The organism is Rhodoferax sp. BLA1 (genome assembly GCF_013416775.1).
Lineage (GTDB): Bacteria > Pseudomonadota > Gammaproteobacteria > Burkholderiales > Burkholderiaceae_C > Rhodoferax.
Genome location: NZ_SZVI01000009.1, coordinates 412,142 through 434,383, shown reverse-complemented (window position 1 = coordinate 434,383; position 22,242 = coordinate 412,142). Strand labels below are relative to the sequence as shown.

22 protein-coding genes are annotated in these 22,242 nt (G+C 54.3%); 19 read left to right on the top strand and 3 right to left on the bottom strand.

Annotated features, from left to right (window positions below; all coding sequences use genetic code 11):
• The first annotated feature begins 28 nt into the window (after positions 1 to 28).
• The gene (locus FDG13_RS10500; protein ID WP_180127408.1) at positions 29 to 1,405 is read left to right on the top strand and encodes a tryptophanase; all 1,377 of its coding nucleotides are present in this window, start codon (positions 29 to 31) and stop codon (positions 1,403 to 1,405) included.
• Positions 1,406 to 1,482: 77 nt separating this feature from the next.
• Here FDG13_RS10500 and FDG13_RS10495 read toward each other — a convergent pair whose 3' ends face one another.
• Positions 1,483 to 2,301 (bottom strand): sulfite exporter TauE/SafE family protein, encoded by an 819-nt coding sequence (locus tag FDG13_RS10495; protein WP_180127406.1) that lies wholly within the window; start codon positions 2,299 to 2,301, stop codon positions 1,483 to 1,485.
• A 127-nt stretch (positions 2,302 to 2,428) separates the two neighbouring features.
• Complete coding sequence (epsA, locus tag FDG13_RS10490) at positions 2,429 to 3,214, bottom strand: XrtB/PEP-CTERM-associated transcriptional regulator EpsA (protein ID WP_255435188.1); 786 nt, start codon at positions 3,212 to 3,214, stop codon at positions 2,429 to 2,431.
• Between the two features lie 279 nt (positions 3,215 to 3,493).
• On the opposite strand from epsA (FDG13_RS10490), the gene FDG13_RS10485 reads away from it, so the two are divergent.
• The 8 genes from FDG13_RS10485 to epsG all read left to right on the top strand — a co-directional run bounded on the left by FDG13_RS10485 (position 3,494) and on the right by epsG (position 11,207).
• Positions 3,494 to 4,021 (top strand): cyclic nucleotide-binding domain-containing protein, encoded by a 528-nt coding sequence (locus tag FDG13_RS10485; protein WP_180127404.1) that lies wholly within the window; start codon positions 3,494 to 3,496, stop codon positions 4,019 to 4,021.
• A gap of 160 nt (positions 4,022 to 4,181) precedes the next feature.
• Positions 4,182 to 4,352, top strand: coding sequence for a PEP-CTERM sorting domain-containing protein (locus FDG13_RS10480; RefSeq protein ID WP_180127402.1), 171 nt, complete (start codon positions 4,182 to 4,184; stop codon positions 4,350 to 4,352).
• A gap of 13 nt (positions 4,353 to 4,365) precedes the next feature.
• Positions 4,366 to 5,319, top strand: a complete 954-nt coding sequence (gene epsA, locus FDG13_RS10475) for an XrtB/PEP-CTERM-associated transcriptional regulator EpsA (RefSeq protein ID WP_180127400.1) — start codon at positions 4,366 to 4,368, stop codon at positions 5,317 to 5,319.
• 1 nt (position 5,320) lies between these two features.
• Positions 5,321 to 6,751 (top strand): undecaprenyl-phosphate glucose phosphotransferase, encoded by a 1,431-nt coding sequence (locus tag FDG13_RS10470; RefSeq protein WP_180127398.1) that lies wholly within the window; start codon positions 5,321 to 5,323, stop codon positions 6,749 to 6,751.
• Between the two features lie 3 nt (positions 6,752 to 6,754).
• The gene (epsL, locus tag FDG13_RS10465; protein WP_180127396.1) at positions 6,755 to 7,972 is read left to right on the top strand and encodes an XrtB/PEP-CTERM-associated polysaccharide biosynthesis outer membrane protein EpsL; all 1,218 of its coding nucleotides are present in this window, start codon (positions 6,755 to 6,757) and stop codon (positions 7,970 to 7,972) included.
• A 165-nt stretch (positions 7,973 to 8,137) separates the two neighbouring features.
• On the top strand, positions 8,138 to 8,989 hold the full coding sequence (epsE, locus tag FDG13_RS10460) for a polysaccharide export protein EpsE (RefSeq protein WP_180127394.1): 852 nt from the start codon (positions 8,138 to 8,140) through the stop codon (positions 8,987 to 8,989).
• Entirely contained in the window at positions 8,989 to 10,338 is a 1,350-nt protein-coding gene (gene epsF, locus FDG13_RS10455) for a chain length determinant protein EpsF (RefSeq protein ID WP_180127392.1), read from the top strand. The genes epsE and epsF overlap by 1 nt, the downstream gene beginning before the upstream one ends.
• Positions 10,335 to 11,207, top strand: a complete 873-nt coding sequence (gene epsG / locus FDG13_RS10450) for a chain length determinant protein tyrosine kinase EpsG (protein ID WP_180127390.1) — start codon at positions 10,335 to 10,337, stop codon at positions 11,205 to 11,207. Before epsF ends, epsG begins: the two co-directional genes overlap by 4 nt.
• Here epsG and FDG13_RS10445 read toward each other — a convergent pair.
• Positions 11,194 to 11,520, bottom strand: a complete 327-nt coding sequence (locus FDG13_RS10445; RefSeq protein WP_180127387.1) for a VanZ family protein — start codon at positions 11,518 to 11,520, stop codon at positions 11,194 to 11,196. The two genes, epsG and FDG13_RS10445, sit on opposite strands and share 14 nt — an antisense overlap.
• A gap of 242 nt (positions 11,521 to 11,762) precedes the next feature.
• On the opposite strand from FDG13_RS10445, the gene FDG13_RS10440 reads away from it, so the two are divergent.
• The 10 genes from FDG13_RS10440 to FDG13_RS10395 all read left to right on the top strand — a co-directional run bounded on the left by FDG13_RS10440 (position 11,763) and on the right by FDG13_RS10395 (position 22,240).
• Positions 11,763 to 12,743 carry a GDP-L-fucose synthase gene (locus FDG13_RS10440; RefSeq protein ID WP_180127385.1) on the top strand — a complete coding sequence of 327 codons (981 nt, stop codon included), beginning with the start codon at positions 11,763 to 11,765 and terminating at the stop codon, positions 12,741 to 12,743.
• 107 nt (positions 12,744 to 12,850) lie between these two features.
• Positions 12,851 to 13,990, top strand: a complete 1,140-nt coding sequence (gene gmd, locus FDG13_RS10435; RefSeq protein WP_180127383.1) for a GDP-mannose 4,6-dehydratase — start codon at positions 12,851 to 12,853, stop codon at positions 13,988 to 13,990.
• A gap of 67 nt (positions 13,991 to 14,057) precedes the next feature.
• Positions 14,058 to 15,329, top strand: a complete 1,272-nt coding sequence (locus FDG13_RS10430; protein ID WP_180127381.1) for a lipopolysaccharide biosynthesis protein — start codon at positions 14,058 to 14,060, stop codon at positions 15,327 to 15,329.
• Positions 15,326 to 16,537, top strand: a complete 1,212-nt coding sequence (locus FDG13_RS10425) for an O-antigen ligase (protein ID WP_180127379.1) — start codon at positions 15,326 to 15,328, stop codon at positions 16,535 to 16,537. The genes FDG13_RS10430 and FDG13_RS10425 overlap by 4 nt, the downstream gene beginning before the upstream one ends.
• Before the next feature lie 136 nt (positions 16,538 to 16,673).
• Positions 16,674 to 17,648, top strand: a complete 975-nt coding sequence (locus tag FDG13_RS10420; protein ID WP_180127377.1) for an acyltransferase — start codon at positions 16,674 to 16,676, stop codon at positions 17,646 to 17,648.
• Positions 17,649 to 17,687: 39 nt separating this feature from the next.
• Entirely contained in the window at positions 17,688 to 18,755 is a 1,068-nt protein-coding gene (locus FDG13_RS10415) for a glycosyltransferase (RefSeq protein WP_180127375.1), read from the top strand.
• Between the two features lie 28 nt (positions 18,756 to 18,783).
• Complete coding sequence (locus FDG13_RS10410; RefSeq protein WP_180127373.1) at positions 18,784 to 19,902, top strand: acyltransferase; 1,119 nt, start codon at positions 18,784 to 18,786, stop codon at positions 19,900 to 19,902.
• Positions 19,903 to 19,981: 79 nt separating this feature from the next.
• A complete protein-coding gene (locus tag FDG13_RS10405) occupies positions 19,982 to 20,731 on the top strand; it encodes a glycosyltransferase family 2 protein (RefSeq protein ID WP_180127371.1) in 750 nt (249 codons plus the stop codon).
• Positions 20,728 to 21,285 (top strand): putative colanic acid biosynthesis acetyltransferase, encoded by a 558-nt coding sequence (locus FDG13_RS10400; protein WP_180127369.1) that lies wholly within the window; start codon positions 20,728 to 20,730, stop codon positions 21,283 to 21,285. The genes FDG13_RS10405 and FDG13_RS10400 overlap by 4 nt, the downstream gene beginning before the upstream one ends.
• On the top strand, positions 21,275 to 22,240 hold the full coding sequence (locus FDG13_RS10395) for a glycosyltransferase family 2 protein (protein ID WP_180127367.1): 966 nt from the start codon (positions 21,275 to 21,277) through the stop codon (positions 22,238 to 22,240). Before FDG13_RS10400 ends, FDG13_RS10395 begins: the two co-directional genes overlap by 11 nt.
• The last annotated feature ends 2 nt before the right edge of the window (positions 22,241 to 22,242 follow it).

Below are 22,242 nucleotides of genomic sequence, written 5' to 3'. Positions count from 1 at the left end.
CGCCTCCATTGACTGAGACGAGCAAAACATGCCCAAAACCCTGATTGAACCCTTTCGCATCAAAAGCATTGAACCCATTCGTATGACGACCCGTGAGGAGCGGGTTCAGCTGCTGGAAGCCGCCAAACTCAACGTCTTCAAATTACACGCCGAAGACGTGTTGATCGACTGGTTGACCGACTCCGGTACCGGCGCCATGTCCAGCCGCCAGTGGGGCGCCATCATGGAAGGTGACGAGAGTTATGCCGGTGCACGCAGTTTTTACCGGCTGGAAAAAGTCATCCAGAACATCACCGGCATGAACTTCTTTGTGCCGACCCACCAGGGTCGTGCCGCAGAAAAAGTGCTGTTCACCGCCGTCTGCAAAAAAGGCGATGTGGTGCCCAACAACTGTCACTTTGACACCACCCGCGCTAACCTGGAGTACCTGGGTATCGAGGCGCTGGACCTGGTGATTGCCGAAGGGACACAACCCGCGACGATTCACCCCTTCAAGGGCAACATCGACCTGGAGCGGGTTGAGGCCCTGCTGAAAACGCGCGGCGACCAGATCCCGTTTGGCATGATCACCGTCACCAACAACACCGGTGGCGGCCAGCCGGTGTCGATGGCCAACATCCGCGCTTATGCTGCCTTGCTCAAGAAATACGGCAAACCTTTCATCATGGATGTGTGCCGTTTTTCTGAAAACGCCATGTTTATCAAGATGCGCGAGCCCGGTTACGAAAACACCTCGATCAAGGCCATCGTGCAAGAGATGTTCTCTTACGCCGACGGTGCGACCATGAGTGCCAAGAAAGATGGCATGGTCAACATCGGCGGTTTCATCGTGCTGCGCAGCGAAGAGTGGATGGACGCGGTGCGCAACGTGTTGATCATGACCGAAGGTTTCCCCACCTACGGCGGCTTGGCTGGGCGCGACCTGGAGGCGCTGGCGGTGGGGCTGGAGGAGGGCATGCAGGAAGACTACCTGCGTTACCGCCTGCGCACCGCCGAATACCTGGGTGAGCGGCTGGAGGCAGCGGGTGTGAGTTTTGTCAAACCCACCGGTGGCCACGCGGTCTACATTGACGCCCGTACCGTGTTGCCCGACATGCCGGTGGCCCATTACCCGGCTTGGGCGCTGTGCAATGCCCTGTACCTAGAGGGGGGCATCCGTGGTGTGGAAATCGGCTCAGTGATGTTTGGCAAACGCTTGGCCAACGGCACCGAGACCTATCACAGCATGGAACTGGTACGGCTGGCTTTCCCTCGGCGCATGTATACCCAGAGCCACTTTGACTATGCTGCCGAAGTGATTGCTGAGGTGAAGCAAAAGGCTTCCAGCATTCGCGGTGTGAAGATCACCAAACAGCCGCCCTTCCTGCGTCACTTCACCTGTGAGTGTGCCTGGGTGGACGCCTGAACCAGACGGGGGCCACCGGAGTGGCCTTCGCAGACTCAGAAGCGTTTTCTAGAACGGAATACCTCTGGGGTAACGCCTTACCAGCTGACCGCAGCACGGTACAACATGTAAGCCGCCAGCAGATACAAGATGCTGGCAAACACCCGTTTGAGGCGTTTAACCGGGAGTTTGTGGGCCGCTGCGGCACCCAATGGGGCGGTCAGGATGCTGCAACTGGCAATCACCATCAGAGCGGGCAACCAGATGTAACCCAGGGAGTAGGGGGGCAGATGGGCCACACCGGAGCCGCCCACCACAAAACCCAGTGCATTGGCCAGCGCGATGGGAAAACCCAGCGCGGCCGAGGTGGCCACCGCCGCGTGAATTGGCACATTGCACCAGGTCATGAAGGGCACGCTGACAAAACCACCACCAGCCCCCACCAAACCGGACAAAAAGCCGATCACCGAACCGGTACCGACCAGACCCACCGGCCCGGGCACCGAGCGACTTGGCGCAGGTTTTTTGTCCAAAAACATCTGTGTGGCGGAAAACCCCACAAACAAGGCAAACACCAAAGCCAAGGCCGAGCCTTTCAAAACGGTAAACACCCCGATGCTGGCGATGCCCGCGCCCAAAACGATGCCTGGCGCCAGGCTTTTGACCAAGTCCCAACGGATGGCGCCACGTTTGTGGTGCGCCCGCAAGCTCGACACGGAGGTGAAAACGATGGTGGCCATGGAGGTGGCAATGGCCATCTTGATCGATAGCTGCGGATCAACACCCTGGTCGGAGAGGATGGCGGTGACAAACGGCACCATGATCATGCCGCCACCAATCCCCAGCAGCCCCGCCAAAAAACCTGAGATCAGGCCGAGCAGGCCAAGGGCAAAAATCAGAGAGGGTTCAAAGTGCATCAATCAAACCAGAGAAGGGTATTACCGGGTACCAGGGCGGCCCGCTGAACCGGTTTGTGAAAACACAGACGATCGACGCAAGGGGTCAATTTATGGGTGAAGGTTGGGTATTTTACTTGGAGGTCCGCTAGGCACACAGCTCTTTGAACTTGCTCACTGCTTGCGCCCGGTTGATCACATCAAGCTTCTTGAAAACCCGCTGCATGTGGTTTTTCACGGTGAATTCGCTGATGTTCAGGATGCAGCCAATTTCAGGGTTGGTTTTGCCCAGTGCCACCCAATACATGATTTCCACTTCTCGGGTTGACAAGGTATGGGTGGGTTTCAGGTTCTCTTTCAGGGTCAATGGGCCCACGCTTGCCTGCTCAGGTAAGTGGCTAACTTGACGCAAGGCCGAATCAATGTAAGGCAGGATTGCGGTGACAGTCGCCCTGTCCACTTGGCTGTAGTCCGGTTTGGTGCTGAATGAGACATACAGACACTCAATGCCGTGGCGCTCGTCGCAAATGCCGTGCACCATCGCGCTACGCATGTACTTCAGGGCATCACCCAGCATGCATTGGAGCCCGGTGTCTTCCAACAAAAAGCCGCTTTCTCCTACTTTCATGGCGTAGGGGCTTTTGCTGTACTGCGTCCAGCGATGGTAGAGCTGCAGCAGCAGCGGCGACAGTGTGTCGGTGTTCACATTGTGTGACCTGACCCCGGTCATGGGTGAAATCACGTCGTGGCGAAGTTGACCTTCGTTGAAGTTACCCCATACCGCGATCATGATGTCATGCGGAAGGTAATACTGCATTTCCCCCTGTAGCCAGATCAGCATGTCGAAGTGAGTCCGAATCCCCGCTGATTGGGAGACCACACGGTGGTAATGGTGAATATCCGCAGGAGATAGTGATGATTGGAGAATATTCAAAGTTGAAATATGGTTTGCTCCAAATCACACCAGACCATCTGGTGTCAAAAATTCGGAGCAGTTAAACAAGTTTGCATCTTGATTGGATGCAGGGTATCTTCAAAATGTGACAATTTTTTATCGTATTTACAACATCTGGCGATGTGCTATGCATGAGGTTTTGGTAGCAATGTATCGCCTCCATGGGTTCATATAGTTCGTTGGAGCTATTGTTACTCTCTGTTACGTCCTTCGATAATCAGCCTTGTGTTTTGACACCTGAGGCGGAGTTATCGAGTTATGAATTCACCCTTTGCAGAGCTCCAGCCAGGCGTGCAACCGCTGGGCAAAGTTAGAGACTATCTCAACGAATTCATCCACGCCGTTCAGGCTGGGCGTCTGTTGGAGGGGATTAACCGCCGTGAAATCCTGTTGTTCGGTGATTACCTTGAGTGTTTTGGTGTACCGCGTTGTTCTTCCGTGTTGCGCGAGGGCGAGGAGGGGGACTACTTGGTTATTCTGATCACGGGCGGCGCTGTCATTACCCAGTTGCACGAGGGCCTTGATAAAGTGATTTACGTCGTTAAGCCTGGCGACATTGTTGGCGAAATGTCCATGTTCGACGGGCAAAAACGCTTTGCCAGCTGTGTCACCACTTTGCCCAGTGATTTTGCTGTGCTCACCCATGACAAATTCATGGCCTTGTTGTCAGATCACCCACGTTTGAGCAACAAGATCATGCTCGCTTTGCTTCACACCACCACCAGCAAATTGCGTCATGCTACCAACGACAAGTTGCCAGGTCTGGCCGATGTTGGTTTTCTTTGAAGCAAAGCCAATCACCTCAGGCATTTGATCTCCGGGTAGCCGTGTTGCCAATGTGGGTTTGAGGGCGTCAGACTAGTCCGAACGGACTATCGACGATGAGAGGGTACGCAATTAGTATTTACCCGTAGTGATCTTGCTACTTGCCACGGAGTAATACACCATGACACTGACATCCCTCACTGCAGCCGCCGCATTCGCCGTGTCGAGCCTGAGCGCTTTTGCATCCACAGCAAGTTTGACCAACGAGCCACAAAGCTCCCGCATGATTTTGTTGGGTCTTGGCACGATGGCCGTCATCGTGTGGCGCCGCTTCAAGTCGAACAACTCCTGAGCTATTTCTGAGAATGCACCAAAGAGGGGCGGATGAAATCCGCCTCCTTGCAAAAAATGACCTGACCTGTGGTGTTTCCGTTGTGGGGGCTTGCTCAGTGCGCCATCGCACGGAAGCTTGTCCTCGATTTGTGTGGAATCGCTCATTGCTATCAATGAAATGCACAACCATGGCTCTTTTACCGTCCACGTCCGAATATGACCTGCACCGATTTCACAACGCTGTTGCCCGCGCTGCACAAGTACGCAGCCATTTTGATGCGATGGTTTGGCTGCAAGGCGACATGCAGCACTACCTGCCACACGCCATCCTGATTGCGGCTTGGGGCAACTTCGAAAAGGGCAAGCTCAGCCACGACATTATTTCCCCGCTGGTTGGTGTGCGTTCGCACAACTCATGCCCTGACGCCATCCTGCCGATGCTGCTTCACATGTTCACGCGATGGAGCGAGTTTGGTGGTACTCCCTTTGTCATCAATGCCGGTGTTGACGGTTTTTCCTTGCAAGATGCCACCCCAAACTCCCAACTGAAAGACGCCTTGGGAACAATGCGTTGTGTCTTGGTGCACGGTATGCGAGACGAGCGTGGCAGCCAAGACTGTCTGTATTTGGCTTTTAGCGACATACCTACTTTCAGTCCAAGCCAACGTAGCGCCATGGCCAAGGTGCTGCCCTACATTGACGCCAGCTTGCGTCAGGTTGCTTTGCTGCCACATCAAACCCAACCGGGCCCTTTGACAGACGATCCGAAGGTACCGCAACAGATGCTTGAAAGCAGCTTGTCTGATCGAGAAGAAGAAGTTCTTCAATGGGTTGCCCTGGGGAAGACCAACTCAGAGATCGGGCGCATCTTGACCATCAGCGAATTCACCATCAAGAGCCATCTGAGAAACATTTTCAAGAAGCTCAATGTCAGCAACCGTGCCCAGGCCGTGGGCAAAGTCACCGCCTTGACCAGTTATGCCTGAAATGCCCAGTCTGCTTGATGCCCCGGTGGCTTTGCCACCTGCGTCTGTCAAACCGGCAGTGAGGACATCCACTCTGGGCAATGACAACCTGCTCAGCCAGTTTGAGGCCTTTGTTGGTCCTGTCGCCTATGTGTTTTCATTGTGGGCGCTGTCGCATTATTTTGAGGGCGCCATCCTGCCCCAATATCTTGTGTTGTCGCTGGTGACCTTTGCCATATCTTTTCCGGGCACCGCTCGCCTCCAAGCATCGGTGGCGTCCTTGGCCGGTGAGAGTGTTATCAACTGGGCCTGGACCGCCAGCTTGCTGCTGCTCATGGGTTGGGTCACGGGTTATACCAGCGCTTTCTCTGAACGCGTTCTTTACACGTGGTTGTGGCTGGCGCCGCTCAGCAAGTTCGGGAGTGCCCTTGCCATTCGCAGAATGGCTCCTTTACTGCTCAGCTGGCAGGGTCCGGCCCAACGTGCGTTGATTGTGGGCATGAATGAACAGGGTTTGGCGCTGGCCAATGGCATCACGGCCTCGCTCTACTCACGCATCAAGCTGATTGGTTTTGTGGACAACCGCAGCCCTGAACGATTGGACACCAACAATTGCTACAAGCTGCTGGGCAAACACGAACAGTTGGCACACATTGTGCGCGACCACAATATCAAACTCATTTATCTGTCTTTACCAATGGCGTCCCAGCCGCGCATCCTGCATGTGCTGGATGAACTCAAGGACACCACTGCTTCGATTTACTTTGTGCCAGATATGTTTGTTACTGACCTGATCCAGGGGCAAGCCGACAGCGTCTGTGGCACATCGGTGATCTCAGTCTGCGAAACCCCGTTCAAGGCCACCAACGGTACTGTCAAACGTATCAGCGACGTGGTTTTCTCGGTGTTGATCTTGGCGCTGATCTTTCCGGTCTTGCTGATCATTGCCATTGCCATCAAGCTGACCTCGTCCGGGCCCATCATCTTCAAGCAGCGTCGTTACGGACTCGATGGTGAGGAGATCCTGGTCTACAAATTTCGCTCCATGACGGTTACCGAAGACGGTGGCAACATCCAGCAAGCACAAAAGAACGACGCCCGTATTACCCCCTTGGGCGCCTTTTTGCGTCGCACCTCCCTTGATGAGTTGCCCCAGTTTGTCAACGTCTTGCAGGGGCGCATGAGCATCGTCGGCCCCCGCCCGCACGCTGTGGCTCACAACGAGCTGTACCGAAAACTCATCAAGGGCTACATGGTGCGTCACAAGGTCAAGCCCGGCATCACCGGCTGGGCCCAGGTCAACGGCTACCGGGGGGAGACCGACACTCTGGACAAGATGCAGGGTCGTATTGACTACGACCTGGACTACCTGCGGCACTGGTCGCTGCAGCTTGACATCGACATCATCCTGAAAACCATTCGCCTGGTCTTGAAAGACCAGAAGGCTTATTGAGCCATGCTGCAAGCCCAAGCATTTTGGCTGGTGACTCTGCTGGCGTTGATCAGTACAACGTCTGCGCGGGCGCAGCAGCAAGACCTTGTCCAAGTCCAAGACACGCTCATGTTCCGCGCCGACTACACACTCCAGTCCGACAGCAACCTGCAGCGCCTGCCCGCCAGCGCTAACGTCTCGGCCCAAACTGGCCGCGATAGCACGGCCGAGCGCATTGGCATCAGCACGCTGGGAGTGTCCTTCAACAAAGCCTACAGCTTGCAACGCCTGGAGTTGGACCTGAGCGTGCTCGACTACAGCTACCAAAACTTCAGCCAATACAGCTTTACGGCCACCAACTACGCTGCCGCCTGGCGCTGGAGCATCACACCGCGTTTTCATGGCAGCCTGACTGCGGACCGCCTGGTAACACCCAACAATCCTTCTGACGCTCCCGACGTCACCCAGCGCAACCTGCGTACCACCAGCAACACCGGGTTTGACGCCATTTATGACATGGACGGCACCTGGAGCTTGCTGGCCGGTCTGTCGCGCACCAACCAAACCAATCAGGTGGCTCTGGGTACGGGGGACGACTACAACGCCAACACGGCCAGCGTGGGCGTGCGCCGTGCATCTGGCTCCAACAGTGTGTTCACCTACAACCTCAAAACCTCCAGCGGCAGATACCTCACCGCCAGCGCCAACAATCGCGAATTCGACCAGATTGACAATGGGGTCAACCTGTCCTGGGTACTGTCAGGCAACACCACCGCTAACTTAAGCGCCGTTCACATCGACCGCAACCACCCGAGTCAGCCTCAACGCGACTACAGTGGCTTTAACACAGGTGTTGCCATCAACTGGAACATCACCGGCAAAACTGCCCTGGCCGCAAGCTGGGCTCGTCAACTCGGCAGTTATCAGACTGGCTACTCCAATCACACCCTGAGTAACCGGCTATCACTTGGCCCCACCTGGCGCATTGGTAGCAAAACTTATTTGGGCCTGCGTTATGACCTGACCTACATCGACTACCTGGGCGCGCCCGACGCTGGGTCGATCACCCAGCGCAAGGACACTTTGCGTGACGCCAGCTTGTCACTCAACTGGCAGCCTTTCCAGTTTGTGGCTTTCAACGCCTCGCTGAAAAAAAGCACGCGTGATGCCGCCGTCACCAATCTTGCCCCGCTTGACTACAGCAGCACCGTGGGCAAACTGTCGGCCGATTTCAGTTTTTAGCCATGCCTCCACCACATGTCCACACATCCATATCGAAAGAGAAATACGGCTCTACCCTTCAAAATCAATTGGTCTATAGCTATAAAAAATGGAGTGGATGGTTGGAATGAAACACCACATCTGCTATTTCATACTCCCTAGAATCTATCCACATCAAAGATGTCCATGCCCACCCGTCACTTCCGCCTGATCCACCTTTTGCTTGCCTCCCTGGTCACCCTGGGCGGCCTTGGCCCACTGGCGCACGCACAGTCGGCGGCAGGCAACTTGCTCCCCAGTCGTACCACCCAGCCTGACTACCCGCTGGGTGCGGGTGATGCCCTGCGCATCCAGGTGTTTCAAAACCCTGATCTCACCATCGAAACTCGCGTTTCAGAAAACGGCACCATCACCTTCCCACTGATCGGCACGGTCAGCCTGGGTGGTCTCTCCATTGGCGCGGCCGAGAAAAAAATTGCCACCGCGCTTCAGGCCGGTGACTTCATCAAGCAGCCTCAGGTCACCATCCTGCTCACGCAAATCCGCGGCAACCAGGTGGCCGTTCTGGGTCAGGTCAACCGCCCCGGTCGTTTTCCCATGGAAACAGCCAACACCCGTGTGACCGATATGCTGGCCAACGCAGGTGGTGCCACCACCACCGGTGACGACATGGCCATCGTCACCGGCGTGCGTGGCGGCAAGCCTTTTCGCAAGCTCATCGACATTCCCCAGCTGTTTCTTACAGACGACGCTGCAGAGGACATCGTGCTGCAAGGCGGCGACGCCATTTATGTGCACCGTGCCCCGGTGTTCTATATCTATGGCGAAGCCCAACGCCCTGGTGCCTACCGCATTGAGCGCGGCATGACCGTGATGCAGGCTCTGGCCCAAGGCGGCGGTCCCACCACCCGCGGCTCCGAAAAACGCCTGCGCCTGCATCGCAAGGACGCTAGCGGCAGCATCACCGAGTTGGAGCCTCAGCTCACCGACACCGTGTTCCCCAATGACGTCATCTATGTCAAAGAAAGCCTGTTCTGATGACTGTCCAACAGCTATTCCTTATTCTGCGAGCGCGCTACAAAGTGGCGTTGCTGGTCTTGTTGGCCACCATGGTCACCACGGTGGCCGTCAATCTGCTGCTGCCAAAACAATACACCGCCAGTGCCGCTGTGGTGATTGATGTCAAATCGCCAGAGTTGGTTAGTGGCCTCACGCTGCAAGGCACGGTGGCCCCCGGCTACATGGCGACGCAGATTGACATTATCAAAAGCGACCGCGTTGCCAAAGACGTGGTCAAGCTGCTCATGCGTGACACCAACGACATGGTGCAGCAGCAGTGGCGCGATGCCACTGGCGGCAGGGGTCAGCTTACTGACTGGCTTGCGACCGAATTGGAAAGGCAGCTGGGCGTCAAACCCAGCCGCGAAAGCAACGTCGTCAATATCAATTACACCGGCACCGACCCCGACTTTGCTGCCGCAGTCGCCAACGCCTTTGCCCAGTCATATATCAACGTCAATTTGGATCTGCGTCTTGCGCCAGCCAGGCAATACGCTGCGTTTTTTGAAGAGCAAACCAAAGCCGCTCGCGCCAAACTTGAAATCGCTCAAAAGGCCCTGTCTGACTACCAGCAGGCCAACGGCATCACCTCGGTGGACGAGCGGGTTGACTTCGAAACTGCGAAGTTGAATGAGACCAGCAGCCAGCTCACCGGCATTCAGGCCCTGACCACAGACAGCCAAAGCAAACGCGGCAGCACTCAGGCTGACACCGTGGCCGAGGTTATGCAAAGTCCACTGATCAATGGCCTGAAAGCCGACATTGCCCGCCTGGAAGCCAAACTCACCGAGAACAGTGGCAACCTGGGCAAAAACCACCCGCAAACCCAGCGCAGCGAAGCCGAACTGGCCACCCTGAAGGCCCAGTTGGCCCAGGAAACCCGCCAAATCACCAGCAGCATCGAAACCACCTACCGGGTTGGCAAACAGCGCGAGGCCCAGCTACAAGGTGCCCTGGCTGGCCAAAAAGCCCGCGTGCTGGCGTTGAACAAACAGCGTGACGAGCTCAACGTGTTGCGCCGCGAGATTGAATCTGCCCAGCGCGCCTTTGAGGCGGTGAGTCTGCGCGCTTCACAAACCAACATCGAGAGCCAGGCCAATCAGACCAACATCGCGCTGCTCAACCCCGCCTCGACCCCGGCGGGCCCGTCAAAACCCAGGGTGTTGCTGAACATCTTGGTGTCCATTTTTTTGGGCACACTGCTGGGCGTGGGTCTGGCGCTGCTGCTTGAACTGGCCAACCCCCGCGTACGCAGCGCTGCCGACCTGGCTGACGTGCTCAAACTGCCTTTGCTTGGCAGCATTGCCCACACCGGAGTCCCCGCATGAACGCTCCTGTTCCCATCAACACCGCGAGCCGCAGCATGGGTGACATTCTGCTGGCCAGTGGCCGCCTGAGCCCGGCCAACCTGCAGCGCATACTCGACAGCCAGGTGCAAAATCACACCCCGTTTGGCGAAGCCGCCATTGCCCTGAATCTGCTCACCAAAGACGATATCGACCAGGCACTGAGCCAACAGTTTCACTACGCCTACCTGAGCCCGGCCGACACCCGTCTCAGCCCAGAACTGGTGGCCGCCTACCAGCCCTTTGGTGTGGCCAGCGAAAACATACGCGCCGTGCGCAGCCAGCTCATGCTGCGCTGGTTCAATGGTGACCGGGCTCGCAAGGTGCTGGCTGTGGTAAGTGCTGGCGTGGGTGAGGGCCGCAGCTTTGTCACCGCCAACCTGGCTATCGTTTTTGCCCAGCAAGGCCAGCGTACGCTGCTGATTGATGCCGACCTACGCGCCAAACCCGAGCGCGGCCAGCACAGCCTGTTCAAGCTGGAGCGCGGTCACGGCTTGTCGGCCGTGTTGGCAGACCGTGCCAGCCTGGAAGAAGCCATGCAGGCTGTGCCCGGCCTGAGCAACTTGGTGGTGCTGCCCGCTGGTGCCGTACCGCCCAATCCTCAAGAGTTGTTGGGCAACACCAGCTTTGGCAGGCAGCTCCACAGTGTTTCTCAGCAATTTGACGTGATCTTGATCGATACGCCCGCCGGTGCTGACTATGCCGACGCCGAGGTCATTGCCGCTCGCGCCGGAGCCGCCCTGATCGTGACGCGCAAAAACACCTCTTTGCTCACCGCCACCACCCAGCTCGCCCAACGCCTGCAGGCCAGCGGCGTGGCGCTGATCGGCTCGGTGCTTAACGATGCTTGAAGTAAATGGCCCACGCACCCAGTGCGGCGCCTATGGCGTCGGCGGTCAGGTCGTCCAGGTCAGCACTGCGCCCTGGAAGGAACAACTGATGCCACTCGTCCACCACGCCCACGCCCAAGGCGCCGGCAAACGCCAGCAGCAGCAGGGCAAGTCTGCGCAGGCCGCTGGCATAACCCAGTGCCATGGCCAACAGGGCAAACACGCCTGCATGAGCCAGCTTGTCCCATGGCGCAGGAATCAGTCCCACGGCTATCGGCTGCGCACCGCCCACCCACAAACCCACGGGCAACATCACCGCCAGCAAAGTCGCCATCACGCGCCACACGCGCTGCCTACTGTTTGAAACCGATTTTGTGAACAAGCTGACACCCTCTTTCAATAACCATTCTGGCCAGGCAGCCCGACTGCAGGCTTGGCTGCTGATCATTATCGGGCTGGGTGCTTCCAGGACTGATATAGCTACTGCTCAAAACAGTGCCTTCGTGATCAAAAAAACGTCTACAAGAAGTTCCGGAAAACGTGGACCAAGCTTGCTAAAACTCAGGGATATTTCACATGTCTACACAGTCAACGGTCAATTCTGACCAAAAAATCTTTGTCGCCGGTCACCGTGGCATGGTTGGCTCAGCCATTGTCCGCACGCTGATCCAGCAGGGTGTGCCGCAAGCCCGCATCCTCACTCGCAGCCGCACCGAGTTGGACCTGTGCAACCAGGCCGCCGTGCAAGCCTTCTTTGCAGCTGAAAAACCCAGTCAGGTTTACCTGGCTGCTGCCAAAGTGGGCGGCATCCATGCCAACAACACCTATCCGGCAGACTTCATCTATGACAACCTCATGGTGCAGGCCAATGTCATCCACGCCGCCCACACCCATGGCGTGCAAAAACTGCTGTTTTTAGGCTCGAGCTGCATCTACCCGCGCATGGCCGCCCAGCCCATGACCGAATCGGCCTTGCTCACCGGTGTCCTGGAGCCCACCAACGAACCCTATGCCGTGGCAAAAATTGCCGGCATCAAACTCTGCGAGTCGTACAACCGCCAATATGGCCGTGACTACCGCAGCGTGATGCCGACCAACCTGTATGGCCCTGGTGACAACTACCACCCCGAAAACAGCCATGTGATCCCGGCGCTGATCCGCCGTTTTCATGAGGCCAAAGTGGCTGGCGCGCCCGAAGTTGCCATCTGGGGCACCGGCATACCCAAGCGCGAGTTTTTGTATGTTGACGACATGGCCAGTGCCAGTGTTTTTGTGATGAACCTGGCCGATACCCTGTACCAAACCCACACCCGACCCATGCAAAGCCACATCAACGTCGGCTATGGCAGCGACATCACCATTTCTGAATTGGCCCACGCCGTCGGTAAAGCTGTGGGTTACCCTGGCCAAATCACCTTTGATGCCACCAAACCCGACGGTGCCCCACGCAAGTGGATGGACAGCACCCGGCTCAACAGCCTGGGCTGGCAAGCTAAGACCGACCTGGCCAGCGGCCTGCGCCAGGCCTACGCCGATTTTGTTGAGACTACGGCGTAAAAATAAAGCCGTCGCCCCACCAGTTTCAAGAAAAAACACCTTCTAGCCCTTATTTAATAAGCGCGAATAGATACATATTCGATAGCAATCAAAACCCGGAAACCACCATGACCACACCCGCTGCAGCCTCCAAAGTCGCCCTCATCACTGGCATCACCGGGCAAGACGGCTCTTACCTCGCTGAACTCCTGCTCGAGAAAGGCTACATCGTGCACGGCATCAAGCGGCGCGCCAGCTCGTTCAACACCACCCGGGTAGACCATATCTACCAAGACCCGCACATCAACAACGCCCGCTTCAAACTGCATTACGGGGATTTGAGCGACACCAGCAACCTGATCCGCATCGTGCAAGAAACCCAGCCCGACGAGATCTACAACCTGGGTGCACAAAGCCACGTCGCCGTCAGCTTTGAGAGCCCCGAATACACCGCCGACGTGGACGGCATGGGCACCCTGCGCCTGCTCGAAGCCATCCGCATCCTCGGGCTAGAGAAAAAAGCCCGCTTCTACCAGGCCAGCACCAGCGAGCTGTATGGCCTGGTGCAAGAGATACCGCAGAAGGAAACCACTCCCTTCTACCCGCGCAGCCCTTACGCCGTGGCCAAACTGTATGCTTACTGGATCACGGTGAACTATCGCGAGGCCTATGGCATGTATGCCTGCAACGGCATCCTGTTCAACCATGAGAGCCCGCGCCGTGGTGAAACTTTTGTTACCCGCAAGATCACTCGCGGTATGGCCAACATCGCTCAAGGGCTGGAGCAATGCCTGTTTATGGGCAATATGAGCGCCCTGCGTGACTGGGGTCATGCCAAAGACTATGTGCGCATGCAATGGATGATGCTGCAGCAAGACAAGCCGCAGGATTTTGTCATCGCCACCGGCGTGCAATATAGCGTGCGTGAATTCATCACCTGGACAGCTACTGCCCTGGGCATCACCGTTGAATTCAATGGTGAAGGCGACCAGGAACACGCTGTGGTCACCGCCATCACTGGCGACGCCGCCCCTGCCCTCAAAGTGGGTGACATCGTCGTCAAGGTCGACCCGCGCTACTACCGTCCCACCGAAGTCGAAACCCTGCTGGGCGACCCCTCCAAGGCCAAAAAAGACCTTGGCTGGATCCCCGAAATCACTGCGCAAGACATGTGTAAAGAAATGGTTGCCAACGATCTGGCGGTTGCACGGCAACATGCCTTGCTCAAAACGCACGGCTATGACACAGCGGTGGCGACCGAGCACTGATGCCTTCAATCAACCCAGACTATTCCGAGATGTTCATAAGCTTATTGCCTGAAAAAAAGCATCTGCTATGAACATTGGCAGAGTATTAAGAACGCTTGGTGCACATGGATTTGGCCAAGCTATCACCATTCTGTCGACGATATTGATCCCTGCTATTGCTATTAGAAATATTGGCGCTGATTCTTACGGCATTATTTTAACGATAACTGGAATAACCCAATTAATGCTACTGGCAGATTTAGGTGTTACTATGGCACTTGCCAACCATATCTGCCTATTGTCTGAAGGACAACAGGCAGAGGCCAAGCTAATTGCCGCTCAAACTAAAAAATTAGCGACTAAATACGTACTTATAACTTTGAGTACATTCGCACTAATCTTGTGTGTCTACTATTTTTTGAATCTAAGGCAAACAGATGGTGGTCTAGAAATAGCATTGTGTTGTTTGCTTTTTGCAATCAACAGTGCGCTCCAACCTACAGTCAATGTATATAGCGCCGCCCAACGGCACCAAGGTAAACCTGATAAGGCCATATATTTCATTAATATTGGCCGACTTTTCGAATTAGTCACCTACGTTGTTGCATATACATTATTTAACAACATTGCTGTCATTGCATTGATCGCGCTTGTGATTCGGATTTTATATAGCAGCATCGCAATTGCTAAAGCTAACAAATACTTCGATGAATTTCCCGCAGCAGTAACCAATAGTTCCGTCCAAGAAGTTGCATCAGCGGGAAGGGGGCTTGCCTTAACAGCATCGATTCAACACCTCACGTTGCACGCCCCTGTTTTACTGATTTCCGCCCTGATAAGCCCAACGCTGGCGGCAGTCTACTCATCAACCAGAACCCTGTCGCGCGTGGCTATTCAACCTATCGGTATTGGTTTGGCGTCGATTCAACATGAGTTAACGCTCTATTGGGGCCGAAATGAATTTAAAACGTTTAAAAAACTCGCCTTTTTTGCTATGGCCGGGTCAACCGCGTTACTCATAGCCACTTCCGTTTTTACTTTCTTTTTTCTGTCGGAAATCAACGTGACCTGGCTGTCGGACAAAATTCATCTTCCACCAGCACTGTTCGTGCCAGTTGCGGTATCAGCAACTGCACAATCGGCCATTCTCGCCATCAGTCTTTCTCTTAGTTCAATCAACAAAACTCAGAGACTGTCGCGGCTACTTTTATTGGCTACATTGATTTCATTGGCTGCGGCATACCTGACTCTTGTAAACACGACTAATGTGGTAGCCATGTCTTATGTGTTGGCATTTGGTGAAGTAGCCCTTGTGCCCTTACTGCTAAGAGAACTCCGTAACTTAAGTACTACGAGATGAAACTCGATTTTTTTGCAGGCTGGTTTGCTGTGATGGCCTTCTATCTGGCTGGTATATCGCCTGCGGGTGGCGCTTTCGTGCCACAGCTCATTGCGATATTTTTTTTAGTTGCCTTTGGGTTGATTGTTCGGGCGAGTCATCCTGAAAATTCTTCAAGAGAAGAACAAAAGATTCTTTTTTGGATACTTGCCGTACCGTGCGCGTTTCTTTCAGCACTCACTTCTGCCTTTTACGAAAATTTTCAACTTATCGCTTATTCGATTCTATTTACGTTGACTATATTTTCAGCCAAGTGGATTTCAACTAAGTATGATTTTCATAGCCTTGCATCGCTTTACTTGTATGCATGTGCATTTCTGGTGTTAACACTTGTCATATTAGATTTTGATTCGATTCGCGTTGCTCTGAGTGCGACCCAAACAAATAAGGGTCTCTTTCGACTTAGACCCTTTGGGAATCATCCCAATCTTGCAGCACACTTCATTGGAACTGCTGCCGCTTTGTTGATAGCACGCATGTTTAGAATTGATACGAAGCCGAATTATTTTGTAATAATACCTCTTCTATTCCTTTTTTTAACAATTATTTTGGCCACCAGTTCAAGAGGTAGTATTCTTGCGTTACTAGTCACTTCCATAATTGTGGTTGTTATTACGCGCCCTAAGGAGGAAGCAACACCCACGGTGTTGGCGCGCCAACACAACCTTGTTCTATTTATTGCCCTTCTTGGCATCGCAGCTTTGGTTATATGGAAAAGCGACTATATACTTGAAATTCTTGATATTAATTCAGCCAGTCGTGGCATCAATTCAGGTGGAACCGGACGTTTCCAGAATTGGGCGGCTTTCATTGAAATGATTCAGGATCAGCCATTAGTTCTATTTTTTGGTCACGGGTTTCGTAGCTGGTCGGATGAAATAGCATTTGATTCAGATAATTCCTACATCACCTTAATATACGAAATAGGCTTGCCATTAACTCTTTTGGTTACTGTGTTGCTGGTTAGAGTGTTGATTAACTCTATCCGAAATTTTGATTCAGTAACAATGAGTCCGGAAATAATCGCCGTACTCATTTTTGCTTTGGTTGAATCTATTTTCGCGAGGTACCTTATCTCTATCGGAAATCCGGCTTCATTTATTATTCTTGCCGCATTTCTTGCTGTGCAGCTTCCGCCGCATCAAATAAAGCCAATGTCGGTAATTTGATTTTTATATTAATATTTCTAAATCATGAATAATAATTGAATTTAATGTAAAAATTTCGAATATCTGATCATTAATTTAATTTAATTTCATTAAATAAGTAGTATATATGATAAACCGACAAGTAGATACTCGATTAATGTTGTTTATCGCAACTGTGTTGATCACCTTATCGCATCTTGACGCTTTTGTCCCGGACCCGCGGATAGCGTCCGGCGGCGCGATCGGCAACTCCTTGTTTTTTTTCCTATCGGGTTTCGGCGTCACTTGCGCCCTAACAGCGAGCGCCGCAGCAGCGCGGTCACCATCGTTTCTCGACTATTACAAGCGACGCATTCTCAGGCTCTATCCAGCGGTTTTACTGATGTTTGGCCCAGCGCTTCTTGCCAATTCGGTTTACTACCAAAAGGAATTCGATTTTTTTAAGTCCCTGATATGGCCAACGCCGTTCTGGTTCATTCCAGCCGTCATGCTCTTCTACATACCCTTGTTTAGCATTGCCCGGTTGCGCCCCCGTGTCGCGATCCTTGCCCTGGCTCCACTCATCGTCCCATATATCTATCTGTATCTTCAGCTTGATTTGAGCAAGTTCACTGTAGAGAGTGAGAACTTTGTCAAGATCATCAATTACTTCTGTATCACGGTTATGGGGTCGGTTGTTGCCAAATCCGGAATTACTCCCAAAGCGAATAGCCTGAATATTGGAATGTTTCTGCTGTCGTACTTGGCCTTTGTAGTGATGAAACTCACCCTTTTTCGTTTTGGATTTTCGGAGTTTCAGTTCGTAAATCACCTGTTACTTTATCCAATTATTTATTATTCGTTTCATCTTTTTTGCTCCCCAAAAATATTGGAATTGTTAAGCAAGACCAGCGCACGACACGCCGTCTATTGGTTATCTGGGCTGACGCTGGAAATTTATCTGGTTCAAGGCCCTTGGCTTGTTTTGCTCGAAAGCCTGAATCTTGGTCTCGGTTACACGATATTGCTTGTCATCGCGCTAGCGCCCATCCCCGTATTTGCATTCACCCTACATCGGCTAGCAGATTGGTTGCGTGCTCTTGTTGTACCTCCTCCTCCAGACTCATTGGGTCGCGCAAACTCAGCCAGCTGAGCCCAGACTATGCAGTACGTCTTTTGGCACCCCTACCTCATGTTTCACCAGGCCGCGTACATCCGCGAGCTAGCGAACATCCCAGGCAACACAGTGCACTGGTGCGTAGAAGAAGAGTTGCCGAGCAACTACCGCGTGCTGGGCTATCCGGTGCCAGACACCGGCAAGGTAAAGTTGTACGTTGCACCCACAGCGACCGAGATTACCGAACTTGCCGGACTACCTGGGTCTGTGCAGGTGTTCTTTGGCTTGCGGGGCTTCGCGCTACCACAGACCGCCTTCAACGCCAGCTTTGGCGCCCCGGTGAAACGCTTCCTGATGACGGAAAACCGATACGAACCGGGCCTGCGGTTGTTCCCTCGCTGGCTGGCCTATACCTGGGACGCTCTGCGCTACCGCCGTCATTTGAAAGGTGTGTTTTGCATCGGACATTCCGGTCGTTATGGCGGTGCCAGGTTCTTCACGGCTTGTGGTTACCCGCGGGAACGTATCGTGCCTTTTGTGCATGTGGTGGACAGCACCCCGGTTCAACATTCACCTGTGAAGCGCGACCATAAGGAAATTCTGTACGTGGGCCAGTTGATTGTGCGCAAGCGGGTTGATCTGTTGCTGACAGCGTTCAGCCAGCTGGATGTGCCATCGGCACGTCTTCGCATCATCGGTAAAGGCGAAGAAGAGCAAAGGCTTAAGGCGCTGGCGACCCAGCTCGGCATATCTGAGCGGGTGAGCTACTCGCAAGGTATGCCCAATGCAGAAATCGTGGCAGCCATGGCAGCCGCCGATGTGCTGGTGCTACCGAGCAAGTTTGATGGTTGGGGCGCAGTGGTTAACGAAGCCCTGATGGTCGGTACCCCGGTGATCTGTAGTGATCGCTGCGGGGCCAGCGACGTGATCGAGAACGGGCGCAACGGTTATGTTTTTGAGGCTGGCAATGCAAAAGCATTGCTGCAGCGCCTGCGGAGTTTCTGCTTCGAGTTCCATTGGGACCGTGCGGCGCTGCGGGCGCAAGAGTCGGTCAGGCTGGGCGGGAGCGCTGCGGCTGCGCGCTTTGCGGTTGAGGCTCAACGACTTTCATCCGTTTCAGCGCAATCTGCTCTCGACAACTGAACGCCCGCAAAAAACAAGAGGGAAATCTATGCCGTTGATGAAACCACAGCTCTCGGAATGCATAAGTCTCGCCAGGGTGCTTTGCATTTTGCTGCTGGTGTATGCCCACGCACAACCTTATTCATCTGGCGTGCCGACCACGTTGCTATCCCAAGAAGGCGTCATCTATTTTCTTCGACTGCTGCTGGGCCAAGGCAGCGTGCCCTTGCTCAGTATGGTGTCAGGGTATTTGCTGGCCAAGTCGATGAGTGCACGCAGCTTCTCGTACGAACTGAAAAACAAGCTGTATTCGTTGATCGTGCCGCTGGTTCTATGGAACCTGATTTACATCTTCAAAGAGTTTCTGGAGGCGGGCTTGGCCGGTGTTCCAACTGCGTCAGATTGGCCCAATGCGGTGCTGGCCATCAGTGCAGCGCCTGCCATGATGCCGCTTTATTTCCTTCGGGATGTGTTCGTTTGCTTTTTGATGTCACCCCTGCTGCTGTTGGCAGTCCACAAGGCACCACTGTTAACCCTAGCGGCCCTGCTCATCAACGCCATACTGAATGCAGATGGGTCGCTTTTCATCAATAGCGGGATTCCACTTTATTTCTTTGGGGGGTGTCTCCTGTGGAGTCGTACGGTGGCCATACCAACCGATGGTTTGCCAAAGACGGTCGTGGCTGCCAGCGCCCTCATCCTAGTGGTGCTCTCTGTTGCTCCCATGTATGGATACGCCCCGCCTGGCTGGAGTCTTTCGCTGCCCCATTCCGCTGCTTACGGCGCAGCAGCTATGGCGCTTTTTGCGGCAAGCTCTGTGGTGTTCTGGCATGTGGCCTGTCTGCTACGCGGACACCCTTTCGGCGAGTTTCTTTTGCGGTACGAACCCTTGGCATTTTTTATCTTTTGCACCCATGGGATGGCGGCGGGGGTCTGGTGGATGGTCTTTGTGCGTGCTGGGTTAGCTAACTCGTCCGCCGCAGTGCTGACGTATTTCATCTGCGCGCCTTTGCTGGTATTGGTCTCATCGGTCATCGCCATTCGAATCGGCATCACAGTTGCGCCTGCGGTCTTGAAACCGCTGCTGGGCGGCCGAGCACCGACGCCGACACAGGTTGGTCGCATGGTGCGGCCCATAGGCAATGCGGTTCCTCGTACGCGTTGGTGATCCTCGAAAAACGAACATGCAAACATGCTGAGCATCGGCATCCTCACCAGGATGCCCATCACACATATTTGATCAAGCCATGAAAATATCCATCATCACCATCACTTTCAAAGATATGGTTGGCCTTAAAAAGACATTGAAGTCGATCACCGATCAGACATTCGGTGACTTTGAATGTCTGATCATTGACGGAGGCTCAGGGCCAGAGGTTGTTCAATTCTTGGACAACATCAAAGACCCCCGTATTTCATGGGTCAGCGAGAAGGACAACGGCATTTTTGATGCCATGAACAAAGGCATGGAAAAAGCTTCAGGCGACTGGCTGATGTTTCTGAATGGCGGCGACAGCTTCTGTTCAGCCAAGACTTTGGAGAACGTTGCACCGGCCCTCACCAACCATCACGATCTAGTCTATGGCAATTGCCTGCTGGAGTTCAGTGACGGCCGCACGCAGCTCAAGACGGCTCGACACCATCGGTTTGTGTACTACGGCATGTTCGGCAACCATCAATCCATGCTTTTCCGCAAGGATTTCATTGGTGGTGTCCGGTATAAACCCGCATTTCGCATTGCGGGCGACTATGCATTTACCTCCCAGACCATCATGCGGGGGGCCAAATGTTTGCGGCTGTCCGTGCCTATCTGCCGGTTTGACATGAGTGGCGTTTCAAATCAACAGCAGGGAAAAGGACGATCGGAAAATTGGGCGGTTCAGCGCGACATTCTTCGTGTGCCATTAGTCGCGCGGCTTTGCATCAGAGGTTTGTATCTGACAAGTGCATCGGCAAAAAAGCTGGTCAACCGCTTGAAGGCGGGTGGCTCGCCATGATTGACTTGTCCAAAAGTAAAACGCGGTGGGGCTGGCAAAGCCAAATTGCCAGAGGCCTATGGACATTTGTTGCGGAACCTCTGGTGCGCTGGCTGCCGAAGTCTTGCAGTTTCATCCGAATCTTTTTCTTGCGAGTGTTCGGCGCACGCATCGGGAAGAACTGCCTGGTGATGCCAGGCGTCAAGGTGTTGATGCCCTGGAACCTGGAGCTTGACGAGTTTGTTGCGATAGGACACTCCGTGGACCTCTACAACTTTGCCCTGATCCGCATTCGTCGCATGAGCGTTGTGTCGCAACGGTGCTATTTGTGCACCGGCAGCCACGACTATTCAGACCAGGCGATGCCGCTAACGTTTAAGCCCATCAGCATCGGCTCCGAATGCTGGGTCGCAGCTGAGGCTTTTATTGCACCGGGTGTCACCATTGCAGATGGCGTCGTCGTCGGGGCGCGGGCGGTCGTCACCCGCTCAATCAATACGCCGTGGTCGGTTTGGGCGGGCCACCCGGCCAAGCTGATCAAGGCCCGCCAGATGAAAGATGTTCATGACACCTGACCTTGCCGTCATCATTCTTACCTACAACGAGTCCATGCACCTTGCACGTGCGATGGATTCAGTTAAGGGCATTGCAACAGAAGTTTTCGTAATCGATTCGGGCTCGACGGACGACACCGTACGCATCGCCACCGAACGCGGTGCACAAGTGCTGTACCACCCGTTTGTTAATCAGGCAAAGCAATTTCAATGGGCCATGGACAACGCGCCGCTGGCTACCAGTTGGGTGCTACGGCTGGACGCCGACGAAATCATTGAGCCCGATCTGTCCCGCGAAATTGCAGCGAAGCTGCCCCAGCTGCCAAACGAAGTCACTGGCATCAATCTCAAGCGCAAGCACATCTTCATGGACCGCTGGGTTCGGCATGGTGGGCGTTACCCGCTGCTGATGCTGCGTGTATTTCGGCGTGGCAAAGGTCGCGTTGAAGACCGCTGGATGGACGAGCACATCACCGTCACCGATGGGCGCACGGTCACGTTTGAGGGCGGGTTTGCCGACCACAATCTGAACGATCTGACCTACTTCACGGACAAGCACAACAAGTACGCCACACGTGAGGCCATTGAGGTGCTCAATCACCGTTTGCAGCTGTTCGCCCGGGACGAGACACTGAACAGCGGGAGCGCATCCGTGCAAGCCTCATTCAAGCGCTGGGCCAAAGAGCGTGTGTACAACCGCATCCCGTTCACACTGAGCGCCACGCTGTACTTTTTGTGGCGCTATATCTTTCAGTTGGGCTTTCTGGATGGCCGCAGTGGGCTGGTTTACCACTTTCTGCAAGGTTACTGGTACCGCTTTTTGGTGGGCACAAAGGTTATGGAGCTGGAGCGTGCCATTGCCCACCTGAGCGACAAGGCCGAGATATGCGCCGAGCTGAGCCGCCACACCGGGCACAAGCTGGTGGCGCTGACGGCGGCCCCGGATGGCCGTGGCAACACAACTTCTTTGGGATGAAC

Coding starts and splice junctions, on each gene's coding strand:
- FDG13_RS10500 (WP_180127408.1), top strand. CDS start 29: ATGCCCAAAACCCTGATTGAACCCTTTCGCATCAAAAGCATTGAACCC.
- FDG13_RS10495 (WP_180127406.1), bottom strand. CDS start 2,301: ATGCACTTTGAACCCTCTCTGATTTTTGCCCTTGGCCTGCTCGGCCTG.
- FDG13_RS10485 (WP_180127404.1), top strand. CDS start 3,494: ATGAATTCACCCTTTGCAGAGCTCCAGCCAGGCGTGCAACCGCTGGGC.
- FDG13_RS10480 (WP_180127402.1), top strand. CDS start 4,182: ATGACACTGACATCCCTCACTGCAGCCGCCGCATTCGCCGTGTCGAGC.
- epsA (WP_180127400.1), top strand. CDS start 4,366: ATGCACCAAAGAGGGGCGGATGAAATCCGCCTCCTTGCAAAAAATGAC.
- FDG13_RS10470 (WP_180127398.1), top strand. CDS start 5,321: ATGCCCAGTCTGCTTGATGCCCCGGTGGCTTTGCCACCTGCGTCTGTC.
- epsL (WP_180127396.1), top strand. CDS start 6,755: ATGCTGCAAGCCCAAGCATTTTGGCTGGTGACTCTGCTGGCGTTGATC.
- epsE (WP_180127394.1), top strand. CDS start 8,138: ATGCCCACCCGTCACTTCCGCCTGATCCACCTTTTGCTTGCCTCCCTG.
- epsF (WP_180127392.1), top strand. CDS start 8,989: ATGACTGTCCAACAGCTATTCCTTATTCTGCGAGCGCGCTACAAAGTG.
- epsG (WP_180127390.1), top strand. CDS start 10,335: ATGAACGCTCCTGTTCCCATCAACACCGCGAGCCGCAGCATGGGTGAC.
- FDG13_RS10445 (WP_180127387.1), bottom strand. CDS start 11,520: ATGGCGACTTTGCTGGCGGTGATGTTGCCCGTGGGTTTGTGGGTGGGC.
- FDG13_RS10440 (WP_180127385.1), top strand. CDS start 11,763: ATGTCTACACAGTCAACGGTCAATTCTGACCAAAAAATCTTTGTCGCC.
- gmd (WP_180127383.1), top strand. CDS start 12,851: ATGACCACACCCGCTGCAGCCTCCAAAGTCGCCCTCATCACTGGCATC.
- FDG13_RS10430 (WP_180127381.1), top strand. CDS start 14,058: ATGAACATTGGCAGAGTATTAAGAACGCTTGGTGCACATGGATTTGGC.
- FDG13_RS10425 (WP_180127379.1), top strand. CDS start 15,326: ATGAAACTCGATTTTTTTGCAGGCTGGTTTGCTGTGATGGCCTTCTAT.
- FDG13_RS10420 (WP_180127377.1), top strand. CDS start 16,674: ATGTTGTTTATCGCAACTGTGTTGATCACCTTATCGCATCTTGACGCT.
- FDG13_RS10415 (WP_180127375.1), top strand. CDS start 17,688: ATGTTTCACCAGGCCGCGTACATCCGCGAGCTAGCGAACATCCCAGGC.
- FDG13_RS10410 (WP_180127373.1), top strand. CDS start 18,784: ATGCCGTTGATGAAACCACAGCTCTCGGAATGCATAAGTCTCGCCAGG.
- FDG13_RS10405 (WP_180127371.1), top strand. CDS start 19,982: ATGAAAATATCCATCATCACCATCACTTTCAAAGATATGGTTGGCCTT.
- FDG13_RS10400 (WP_180127369.1), top strand. CDS start 20,728: ATGATTGACTTGTCCAAAAGTAAAACGCGGTGGGGCTGGCAAAGCCAA.
- FDG13_RS10395 (WP_180127367.1), top strand. CDS start 21,275: ATGACACCTGACCTTGCCGTCATCATTCTTACCTACAACGAGTCCATG.